The following is a 7,361-nucleotide window of genomic DNA, read 5'->3' as shown; positions in this document are numbered from 1 at the left end:
ACTACGGGCCGGGCTTCGGGGCGCCGCCCGAGCCGCCGCCGGGCCGTCGCCGCTTCGCCCGGGGGCCGGTCGTCGCCGCGGTCGTGGCGCTGGTGCTCGTGGTCGTGGCGGGCGGGGTGTACGGCCTCACCGACTGGGGACGGGATGATCCCGCGAAGCCCGTGGCGAAGAAGTCGCCCGGCCCTTCCGGTTCGGCGTCCCCGTCCCGTACGCCTGCGGCCGGCGCCCCGAAGCTGAGCCACATTCCGACGACGGCGGAGGTCTCGGCCGCGCGGAAGCCGGGCGAGTCGTCGGCGTGAATCGCCGACGACAAGGCCGATATACCCAAGCAGATCAACAAGGTCCACGACCTGTGGATCGTCGGCGACACCGCCGTCCAGGCGCTGTACCGGAAGGTCACGGCCTACCGGCTCTCGGACGGCGCCGAGGTCTGGAACATCGACCTGCCCTCCTCCGTGTGCGAGACACCGGCCAACCCGACGCCCGACGGCAAGGTCGTGGTCTTCCGGCACGAGAGGCCGGACAACGAGCGGGGCAATCTCTGCAACCAGATGCAGATGATCGATCTGAAGACGGGGAAGCAGGGGTGGCACAAGAAGCTCGACGAGCCCGGTGACGAGGACAGCACGTTCATCGTCTACAGCGCCATCAGCGGCGATGTCCTCTCCGTGGCCCGGGGCCAACGGGCCGTCACCTACCGGATGGACGACGGGAGCAAGCTCCATGAGATCCCCTCGGAGAAGAAGGGGGCGTGCTTCCCCGACGACGTGGCGGGCGGCGCAGCCCGGCTTCTGGTGACCACCAAATGCATGGTCTCCCTCGACCGCAGCAAGAACTACAGCCAGGTGCGTGAGCTCGACCCACGTACCGGCAAGGTCCTGTGGCAGTACCGGACGAAGACCGGCTGGAGCTTCGGCAGCCTGATCTCCATGGACCCGGTCGTCTTCACCACCTACAACAACGAGGACAGCGCGACCGACTGGCGGATCACGGTTCTGGACCCCGGAGGCAAGCACCGCGTCACCTTCGACGCCCGGGGCAAGGGTTTCGAGGAGTGCGGCGGAGACGGGTCCGGCGGGGACATACAGCCCTGTCGGGGCGCCGGGGTCGGCAAGGGCCTCATCATGCTGGGCGGCGCCCAACAGGTCGGCGCGTACGACGTGAAGACCGGCAAGTTCCTGTGGGGCATCAAGTCCGATGAGCTGCGCAGGCTGTACCCGCTGCGCGCGGAGGACGGCAAGTCGATGCTCATCTACGAGGCGGCCGGCTCACGCAGCCCCGGCCGGACCTTCCTCATGGGTCCGCGCGGCGCCGGCACGGAGACGAACGTCGTGAAGCACCCGGTGGCGACCGCACCGTGGGAGTACGAGATGTCCATGGGGCACGTGGCGTACGTCGACGGGCGGCTCGTCCTGACGTCGACGATCGTGAGCGGCGACGAGAACCACAAGCCCGTGCGCGAGGCCCGCATGCTGTCCTTCGCCGCCTCACCCTGACCCGTACTGAGGGATCTCCCCGGCCGGACCGTAGGGGCCCGGCCGGGGGCGGTTCAGGGCTCTGCCCCATGCCCGGCGGGCGGGCGTTCGGAACGCTGGTGAGTATGGAGAAGACCAGGGGACGACGTCGGCTGAAGCGGGTGTTCATCACGTTGGCCGTGGTGGTGGGCGTGTTCGTCGCGGCCGTCGGCGGCACGTTCGCATGGCTGTGGACGAGCGCCGACATCAGCACGGTGGGCAAGGCTCGCTTCGGCAACGCGCTGGCGGTGCCGCCGCTCGCGCCCTCGACGGTGGACAAGGACGGCACGCGCGTCTTCGATCTGCGGATGCGGGCGGGCAGCACGGAGTTCCGGAAGGGCGTGGCGACCCCGACCTGGGGGTTCAACGGCGGACATCTGGGCCCGACGCTGCGGGCGGAGCGCGGCGAGCGGGTGAAGGTGCGGGTGCGCAACACGCTCGACGAGGCGTCCAGCGTGCACTGGCACGGGATGCACCTGCCCGCCGCGATGGACGGCGGACCGCACCAGCCGGTGGCGGCGGGCGGCAGTTGGACCCCGCACTGGAAGATCGACCAGCCGGCGGCGACGCTCTGGTACCACCCGCATCCGCACGGTGCGACCGAGCGGCATGTGCAGAAAGGGCTCGCGGGGATGTTCCTGCTCGACGACGAGCACTCGGGACGGCTCGCCCTGCCGAAGACGTACGGCGTGGACGATCTGCCGGTGATGGTGCAGGACGTCACCTTCGACGGCGCCGACTTCGACCACGGGCACGGGTTCCTGGCCAACACCGGCTTCCTCGGGGAGCGGACCATGGTCAACGGCACGCTCGACCCGTACGCCGAGGTCGGCGACGAGCGCGTACGGCTGCGCCTGCTGAACGCGTCGACCGCCCGCATCTACACCTTCGGCTTCGACGACGACCGCTCCTTCGCCCTGGTGGGGACGGACGGCGGGCTGCTGGAGGCGCCGGCCGCCATGAACCGGATACAGCTCTCGCCGGGTGAGCGGGCGGAGGTCGTCGTGACGATGCGGCCGGGCGAGCGGACGGTGCTGCGCAGCTACCCGTGGCGGGACGGGGACGGCTGGGAGCGGCGGTTCAACGGGGGCGACGACTCCTTCGACGTACTCCAGTTGCGGGCGGCGGACCGGCTGCGCCCCTCCCCCGGGGTACCCGCCCGGCCGGCCGTGGACCAGGGGCTGGAGCTGCCGGAGGCCGGGGACGCGGTGCGCAGCCGCCACTTCGAGCTGCGCAGGTCCGGCATCAACGGGCGGAAGATGGCGATGGACCGGATCGACGAGACCGTCACCCGGGGGACGACGGAGATCTGGACGCTGCGCAACGGCGGCGACATGACGCACAACTTCCATGTGCACGACGTGCAGTTCCGGGTCCTGGACGTGGACGGGAAGCGGCCGGAGCCGGCGCTGCGGGGGCGCAAGGACACGGTGGCGGTGCCGATGGGCTCGACCGTGCGGATCGCGCTGCGGTTCGACGGGCCGTCCGATCCGGACATCCCGTACATGTACCACTGCCATCTGCTGTCCCATGAGGACGACGGGATGATGGGCCAGTTCGTGGTGGTGGACAAGGGGCAGCGGGCGGGTGAGCCGCCGGAACACGCGGGGCACTAACGTGCCGCGTATGACGACTGCACTGATCACGGGCGCGACGGCGGGCATCGGGGCCGCGTTCGCGCGGCGGCTCGCGGCCCAGGGGCACAACCTGGTGCTGGTGGCGCGGGACACCGCGCGGCTGCGCGAGCAGGCCACCGAACTGCACGACCGGCACGGCATCGAGGCCGAGGTGCTGAGCGCCGACCTGTCCACGGACGGCGGGATCGAGGCGGTCGAGAAGCGGCTCGCGGAGCGCAGGCACCCGGTCGACCTGCTGGTCAACAACGCCGGGTTCGGCAACAAGGGGCGCTTCCTGGAGGTGTCCATGGCCGATGAGCTGACGATGCTGAAGGTGCACTGCGAGGCGGTGCTGCGGCTGACCTCGGCCGCCGTCACCGGGATGAGGGAGCGGGGCCGGGGCGGGGTCGTCAACGTGGCGTCGGTCGCGGCGTTCGTGCCGCGCGGTACGTACGGGGCGTCGAAGGCGTGGGTCGTGCAGTTCACCCAGGGCGCGGCGCGGGATCTGGCCGGGTCGGGGGTGCGGCTGATGGTGCTGTGCCCGGGGTTCGTGCGGACGGAGTTCCACGAGCGGGCCGGGATGGGCACGGACAACATCCCGGGCTGGATGTGGCTCGACGCGGACAAGCTGGTGGCGTCCGCGCTGGCGGATCTGACGCGGGGGAAGACGGTGTCGATCCCGGACCCGCGCTACAAGGCGCTGATGGGTCTGGTGAAGGTCGCCCCGCGGGGCCTGCTCGGCGGGGTCACCTCACGGACGGGGCGTAAGTACGGCCCGCAGTAGCCGCCTCGACGGCCCGCAGTAGCCGCCTCGCCCGCCTCTCTGTGCGGTCGAGTCTGTGCGGCCGATGCGGAACGCGCCGAGCCGGAACGCACCGAGGCCCGGCGCCCCCGCGAAGGGGGTGCCGGGCCTCAGGCGTACCGAACGGCGTACCGAGCGGTGCGGCCGTACTAGTGGGAGTGGCCGTGGCCGCCGTGACCGGCGTCGGCCTCTTCCTCGGCCGGCTTCTCGACGACCAGGGTCTCGGTCGTGAGCAGCAGCGACGCGATGGACGCGGCGTTCTCCAGGGCGGAGCGGGTGACCTTGACCGGGTCGATGACGCCGGCCTTGACCAGGTCGCCGTACTCGCCGGTGGCGGCGTTGAAGCCCTGGCCCTTGTCGAGCTCGGAGACCTTGGAGGTGATGACGTAACCCTCCAGGCCGGCGTTCTCGGCGATCCAGCGCAGCGGCTCGACGGCGGCGCGGCGGACGACCGCGACACCGGTGGCCTCGTCGCCGGTCTTGCCGAGGTTGCCCTCCAGGACCTTCACCGCGTGGACGAGGGCGGAGCCACCGCCGGAGACGATGCCCTCCTCGACAGCGGCGCGGGTCGCCGAGATGGCGTCCTCGAGGCGGTGCTTCTTCTCCTTGAGCTCCACCTCGGTGGCGGCGCCGACACGGATGACGCACACGCCGCCGGCCAGCTTCGCGAGGCGCTCCTGGAGCTTCTCGCGGTCCCAGTCGGAGTCCGTGGACTCGATCTCGGCCTTGATCTGGTTGACGCGGCCCTTGACGTCCTCGGAGTTGCCCCCGCCGTCGACGATGGTCGTGTCGTCCTTGGAGACGGTGACGCGGCGGGCGGTGCCCAGCACGTCGAGACCGGCGCCGTCGAGCTTGAGGCCGACCTCTTCGGCGATGACGGTCGCACCGGTGAGGGTGGCGATGTCACCGAGCATGGCCTTGCGGCGGTCGCCGAAGCCCGGGGCCTTCACCGCGACGGCGTTGAAGGTGCCGCGGATCTTGTTGACGACGAGGGTGGAGAGCGCCTCGCCCTCGACGTCCTCGGCGATGATCAGGAGCGGCTTGGAGGCGCCGGCCTGGATGACCTTCTCCAGGAGCGGGAGCAGCTCCTGGATGGAGCCGATCTTGCCCTGGTGGATCAGGATGTACGGGTCGTCGAGGACGGCCTCCATACGCTCCTGGTCGGACACCATGTACGGGGACAGGTAGCCCTTGTCGAAGGCCATGCCCTCGGTGAACTCCAGGTCCAGACCGAAGGTGTTGGACTCCTCGACGGTGATGACACCGTCCTTGCCGACCTTGTCCATCGCGTCCGCGATGAGCTCGCCGACCTGGGTGTCCTGCGCGGAGAGCGCGGCCACGGCGGCGATGTCGGACTTGTCGTCGATCGGGCGGGCGGTCGCGAGGAGCTCCTCGGACACGGCCTTGACCGCGGCGTCGATGCCCTTCTTCAGGGCGGCCGGGGAGGCGCCGGCGGCGACGTTGCGCAGGCCCTCGCGGACGAGCGCCTGGGCCAGGACGGTCGCGGTGGTGGTGCCGTCACCCGCTACGTCGTTGGTCTTGGTCGCCACCTCCTTGACGAGCTGGGCGCCGAGGTTCTCGTACGGGTCGTCGAGCTCGACCTCACGCGCGATGGTGACACCGTCGTTGGTGATGGTCGGAGCGCCGAACTTCTTGTCGATGACGACGTTGCGGCCCTTGGGGCCGATCGTCACCTTGACCGTGTCGGCAAGCTTGTTGACGCCGCGCTCAAGGGCGCGACGGGCGTCCTCGTCGAACTTCAGAATCTTCGCCATGGGCTGTGTTCCCTCTCAAAATGAACTGCGCCCCTCGCCGCCCGGCTAGTTATTTCGCAGGGGGCCAGGGGCGCAGAACACAGGCAAACGTGGGTGAATTACTTCTCGACGATCGCGAGAACGTCGCGGGCCGAGAGGACGAGGTACTCCTCGCCGTTGTACTTCACCTCGGTGCCGCCGTACTTGCTGTACAGGACGACGTCGCCGGTCTTGACGTCGAGCGGAAGCCGCTCGCCGTTCTCGAAGCGGCCCGGGCCCACGGCGAGGACGACGCCCTCCTGGGGCTTCTCCTTCGCGGTGTCCGGAATGACCAGGCCGGAAGCCGTGGTCTGCTCGGCGTCGAGCGGCTGGACCACAATGCGGTCCTCAAGCGGCTTGATCGCAACCTTGGAGCTGGTGGTCGACACGATCCGGTCTCCCCCTTCGGAGATCTCACGGGGTTTAACAGTCTGTGGGCGGCGACCTGACCGGCCCGTCGTCGCGGGTGCCGGACCTGCCCTGTCGCGCAAGGTGGTGCTGGCACTCTCCAGGGGGGAGTGCCAGACCTGAGACTATGACCGCGATTAGCACTCGGTCAAGCGGAGTGCCAATTCACCACCCTCGCGCCGTCTCGATCGGGGCTCCGTCGGATCACCTTCCGGACAACGTGGGGGTGGAGCGTCGCGTTCCGTACGACGGTACGGAGATGACGCGCCCCGAGTACCGCCCGCCCGGAAGACCCTGCCGCAGCGGGGGCGACAGCGACGAATGCGCGCGCAGCGGGGGCTGAGCGCGCATTCGCGGGTCGGACACGGGGGAGGGCGCGGGTCAGACGTAGTCCTCCAGCTTCGCCACCGCGTATCCCTTGTCGGTGATGGTCTTCATGACCTGGCGGATCATGTCGGGCATCGAGCCCTTCCAGTCCTCCTTGCCCCGGAAATGGGTGAGGACGATGTCGCCGGGGTGCAGGTCCCGGTCCCACTCGCGCCATTCCATGTGGTCGGGGAAGGCCTCGGAGGACCACAGGGGTACGGCGGTGATCCCGCAGGACTTGGCGACGACGAGGGTGTCGCGGTTGTAGTTGCCGTAGGGCGGCCGGAAGAGGGTGGGCCGCTTCCCGAAGTGCTTGAGGATCTTCTCCTGCTGGCCGCAGATCTCCCGCTTCTGCTCGGCGCGGGAGAGGCCGGGCAGATAGTGGTGGTTGAGCGTGTGGTTGCTGATGACCACCCCGCGCTTCTGCATCTTCCTGAAGTAGCCGTAGTCGTCGTTGGTGACGTAGTCGCTGATGAACGCGCTGTACGGGATGTCCAGTTCGGTCATCATCCGCAGCAGCTCGGGGTCCTTCTCCGCCCCGTCGTCCATCGTCAGGAAGACGATCTTCTCCTTGGTCGGGACGGTGGTGAAGACGGGCGGCAGCCCGGCGTCGTCCCGGACCTCGAAGCCCTTGCGGGTGGTGATGCGCGGCTTCGTCCTCGGCGGCTCGGGGGCCGCGAGCGGGGTCTTGGCGAGCCCCCACTTCTTCGCGGCGACCGCCCGTGCGGCCTGCTTCTTCCTGAGCGCCTCGGCATACGTGTCCAGGGCGCGGGCGGCCCCGGCCTGCGGAGCGGCCTCGCCCGGCTGGCCGGCGGCGGGCTTCGCGGGCCCGCCGGGATCCCCCTGTCTCTTATACACATCT

The 7,361-nt window shown here is 69.8% G+C and carries 6 protein-coding genes and 1 pseudogene; 4 read left to right on the top strand and 3 right to left on the bottom strand.

From position 1 onward, the window contains the following. The 4 genes and pseudogenes from CR470_RS40895 to CR470_RS34185 form a co-directional block, all read left to right on the top strand. A pseudogene (locus CR470_RS40895) lies at nt 1-299 on the top strand (PQQ-binding-like beta-propeller repeat protein); the annotation flags it as partial. After that, complete coding sequence (locus CR470_RS34195) at nt 300-1,496, top strand: outer membrane protein assembly factor BamB family protein (protein WP_306667831.1); 1,197 nt, start codon at nt 300-302, stop codon at nt 1,494-1,496. 104 nt (nt 1,497-1,600) lie between these two features. Further along, nucleotides 1,601-3,130, top strand: a complete 1,530-nt coding sequence (locus CR470_RS34190) for a multicopper oxidase family protein (RefSeq protein WP_143663934.1) — start codon at nt 1,601-1,603, stop codon at nt 3,128-3,130. A gap of 10 nt (nt 3,131-3,140) precedes the next feature. After that, nucleotides 3,141-3,914: an SDR family NAD(P)-dependent oxidoreductase gene (locus CR470_RS34185; protein WP_097871320.1), complete on the top strand. Its 774-nt coding sequence runs from the start codon at nt 3,141-3,143 to the stop codon at nt 3,912-3,914. Nucleotides 3,915-4,081: 167 nt separating this feature from the next. Here CR470_RS34185 and groL read toward each other — a convergent pair whose 3' ends face one another. From groL to CR470_RS34165, 3 genes are all read right to left on the bottom strand, one after another. Then, nucleotides 4,082-5,707 carry a chaperonin GroEL gene (groL, locus tag CR470_RS34180; RefSeq protein WP_097871319.1) on the bottom strand — a complete coding sequence of 542 codons (1,626 nt, stop codon included), beginning with the start codon at nt 5,705-5,707 and terminating at the stop codon, nt 4,082-4,084. A gap of 98 nt (nt 5,708-5,805) precedes the next feature. Further along, the gene (gene groES / locus CR470_RS34175) at nt 5,806-6,114 is read right to left on the bottom strand and encodes a co-chaperone GroES (RefSeq protein WP_003966899.1); all 309 of its coding nucleotides are present in this window, start codon (nt 6,112-6,114) and stop codon (nt 5,806-5,808) included. Between the two features lie 400 nt (nt 6,115-6,514). Further along, nucleotides 6,515-7,357, bottom strand: a complete 843-nt coding sequence (locus CR470_RS34165; protein WP_097871321.1) for a polysaccharide deacetylase family protein — start codon at nt 7,355-7,357, stop codon at nt 6,515-6,517. Between the last annotated feature and the right edge of the window lie 4 nt (nt 7,358-7,361).

Origin of the sequence: Streptomyces sp. rh34, from assembly GCF_002551245.1 — a bacterium.
Taxonomy (GTDB): domain Bacteria; phylum Actinomycetota; class Actinomycetes; order Streptomycetales; family Streptomycetaceae; genus Streptomyces.
Note: the sequence above shows the minus strand (reverse complement) of the source record. Positions and strands in the feature narration are given on the sequence as shown.

What these genes read in the sequence shown, in the direction of transcription:
- groL (WP_097871319.1), bottom strand. Translation starts at nt 5,707, where the DNA reads ATGGCGAAGATTCTGAAGTTCGACGAGGACGCCCGTCGCGCCCTTGAG.
- CR470_RS34190 (WP_143663934.1), top strand. Translation starts at nt 1,601, where the DNA reads ATGGAGAAGACCAGGGGACGACGTCGGCTGAAGCGGGTGTTCATCACG.
- CR470_RS34185 (WP_097871320.1), top strand. Translation starts at nt 3,141, where the DNA reads ATGACGACTGCACTGATCACGGGCGCGACGGCGGGCATCGGGGCCGCG.